We start from the raw sequence: 1,705 nt of genomic DNA, 5'->3' as shown, positions 1-1,705 counted from the left end.
TTTCAGTGCGATGAGAGAGCCGTGAAGATAACACCAAGGCCCTATACCGCTCTTGCGGAACACCAAAGCTGGCGAGGTTGTGTAATCGTGCGCGTGTAATATACCCATGTTCCTCCAATTTTGACGAGAACGCTTCATAATGCTTCCAATATTTTTTTTGAAGCATTTCGGGTACATTTTCCATTACAACCAATGCCGGCTCCAGCGCCAGAACGATGTCGCCAAAAGCGGCAAGAAGCTCATTTCTCTCGTCTTCGCGGGGATCTTTCTTTCTGTGAGAGCTGAATCCTTGGCAGGGCGCACATCCAATTAGGATCAGCGGCTTACTTGAGTCATAGCCCCATTGAGAGAGGGCCTCCTCGAGCGATTCGCGATCAGTCAGTCGCCGAATGTCGTTCATTATGGCGGGCTTCTTCAGCATCCGCTCGTATGTCGCGTTGGCGTGCCGGTCGATGTCGAGGCCGCCGAGAACATGGTACTTTACATTGCGAGTGGTAGCAGTGTGGAAGCCGAAAGACATACCGCCACAACCGCTGAAGAAGTCGATCACCTGGACCTCTTCAATGCCTCGACCCACATGAGATTTCTTTTTTTTATTTAGCTGCATCGATGGCCTCAATCTTTCGTTCTTGTTGTTATTTTCATTCATGTCGCGATGCGCTGTGGAAAAGCTCACCTTGTGATTGGAAGCCTTCTTTATCGAGGTGCTCACGTACCAAGCGGGCGATAAGGGTTGATTTCTTGTAGCCCTTTTCTTCGCAATACGCAGAAAAGCGGCGATCCTCTTGATGCTCTAACAGAACCGTCACTTGTTTCTTGTGTTCCCGAGCCATCGCCACCTCCGTTCTCGTTTTGTGCCTGACCTCGGTGCTTTGGTCAAGAGAAGTATGGACTCTTCGACAGGAGTCTGGAAGCGGTGATCGACCATCAGGTTGGGCCAGAACGTCCTTTGTGGCTCTCTAGCACGGCAGGTGCCTGTCGCTGCAGGCTCCACTCCAACGGGAGGGGCTCCAGCAAATGCGCCAACGTCACCTCCCGGCCCAGCTTGTCGTCCAGGATCGCCTCAACGAGGTCCGGTGCAAGCAGCGTTAGGCGCAGGATGCGCGTCATATAGGACGTTGCGATCCCCTCCTGCTCTGCCAGTTCGGCGATGGTAGCGAACTCACCCGACTTGAGCATCCGCTTCCAGCGGAAGGCTCGGGCCAGCGCCTTGACCAGTGCCTTGTCCGCCTTGCGGTCTGGCCGAACGCCATCGGGCAGGTGCATTTCCTTTCGGCCCCCGCGCTTAACGACGCGGAACGGGACGTGGAGCGTCACGGTCTCGGGTATCGGCGCGCCGTGTGTCATGCGGCTTCACCGAAGTCGCCGTCCAGCATCTCGCGGGAAAGGCCAGCGAGACCGTCGATACGTAGCCGCAAGTTCAGGCCGTCGACTTCGATATCGACGCGCCCGACCAGCAGAGCCACGACGCGTGCCTGTTCGGCGGGGAAAAGTTCGTCCCAGAGCGGGTCCAATTGCTGCAGCGCCATGCGGGCGTCGGCTTCGGAGATGTCTTCAGCGTGGGTGCGCGCGGCCTTCCACGTGCCCGCCACGACCTCGGGCTGGCGGAACACGGCGCGCAGCTGTCCGAGCGCGTGCCAGAGCGCGCCATCATGGAACACCCCGGCCCAGCCATTGAACCCGCTCGCCATCATCGCCTGGCCGT

General features: G+C 57.5%; 3 protein-coding genes and 1 pseudogene. All 4 read right to left on the bottom strand.

Annotation, left to right across the window (positions count from 1 at the left end; genetic code table 11):
• The coding region (locus KDH09_13255) for a DNA cytosine methyltransferase (protein MCB0220661.1) at nucleotides 1–649 on the bottom strand (649 nt) is incomplete at its 3' end.
• Nucleotides 642–833 (bottom strand): hypothetical protein, encoded by a 192-nt coding sequence (locus KDH09_13250; protein ID MCB0220660.1) that lies wholly within the window; start codon nucleotides 831–833, stop codon nucleotides 642–644. The genes KDH09_13255 and KDH09_13250, both read right to left, overlap by 8 nt.
• 94 nt (nucleotides 834–927) lie before the next feature.
• Entirely contained in the window at nucleotides 928–1,347 is a 420-nt protein-coding gene (locus KDH09_13245) for a hypothetical protein (protein MCB0220659.1), read from the bottom strand.
• Nucleotides 1,344–1,625, bottom strand: a pseudogene (locus tag KDH09_13240) (recombinase family protein). Before KDH09_13240 ends, KDH09_13245 begins: the two are co-directional and overlap by 4 nt.
• Nucleotides 1,626–1,705: the final 80 nt, after the last annotated feature.

Source organism: Chrysiogenia bacterium, from assembly GCA_020434085.1.
GTDB lineage: Bacteria > JAGRBM01 > JAGRBM01 > JAGRBM01 > JAGRBM01 > JAGRBM01.
This window is presented reverse-complemented; position numbering and strand designations above follow the sequence as displayed.

What these genes read in the sequence shown, in the direction of transcription:
- KDH09_13245 (MCB0220659.1), bottom strand. Translation starts at nt 1,347, where the DNA reads ATGACACACGGCGCGCCGATACCCGAGACCGTGACGCTCCACGTCCCG.
- KDH09_13250 (MCB0220660.1), bottom strand. Translation starts at nt 833, where the DNA reads ATGGCTCGGGAACACAAGAAACAAGTGACGGTTCTGTTAGAGCATCAA.